General features: G+C 63.7%; 2 pseudogenes. Both read left to right on the top strand.

Going from position 1 to position 523, the window contains the following annotated elements:
• Positions 1–197: pseudogene (locus CFB45_RS38040) on the top strand (electron transfer flavoprotein subunit beta/FixA family protein); the annotation flags it as partial.
• Positions 198–213: 16 nt separating this feature from the next.
• Positions 214–523, top strand: a pseudogene (locus CFB45_RS38035) (electron transfer flavoprotein subunit alpha/FixB family protein); the annotation flags it as partial.

Genomic DNA, 523 nt, shown 5'->3' with positions numbered 1-523 from the left:
ACGTGACGCTGCCGAACATCATGAAGGCGAAGAAGAAGCCGCTGGAAACCGTGAAGCCGGAAGACCTGGGTGTCGACGTCGCGCCGCGTCTGAAGACGCTGAAGGTGGTCGAGCCGCCGAAGCGCGCAGCCGGCGTGAAGGTGCCGGACGTGAAGACGCTGGTCGAGAAGCTGAAGACCGAAGCCAAGGTGTTGTAAGAGGGAGCGGAAAGAAATGACGATTCTGGTGATTGCAGAACACGATAACGCGTCGATCAAGGCCGCGACGCTGAACACGGTGGCGGCGGCGGCCGAGGTTGGCAAATACGTCGGCGGCGACATCCACGTGCTGGTCGCGGGCCACAACGCGCAAGGCGCAGCCGACGCGGCAGCGAAGATTGCAGGTGTGTCGAAGGTCCTCCTGGCCGACGCGCCGCAACTCGAAGCGGGCCTCGCGGAAAACGTCGAAGCGACCGCGCTGAACATCGCGAAGGATTACTCGCACATCCTCGCGCCGGCGACGGCCTACGGCAAGAACATCGCGC

This window comes from Burkholderia sp. HI2500, assembly GCF_002223055.1.
Lineage (GTDB): Bacteria > Pseudomonadota > Gammaproteobacteria > Burkholderiales > Burkholderiaceae > Burkholderia.
The sequence above is the reverse complement of the archived record's forward strand: the minus strand, read 5'-3'. Positions and strand labels throughout refer to the sequence as shown.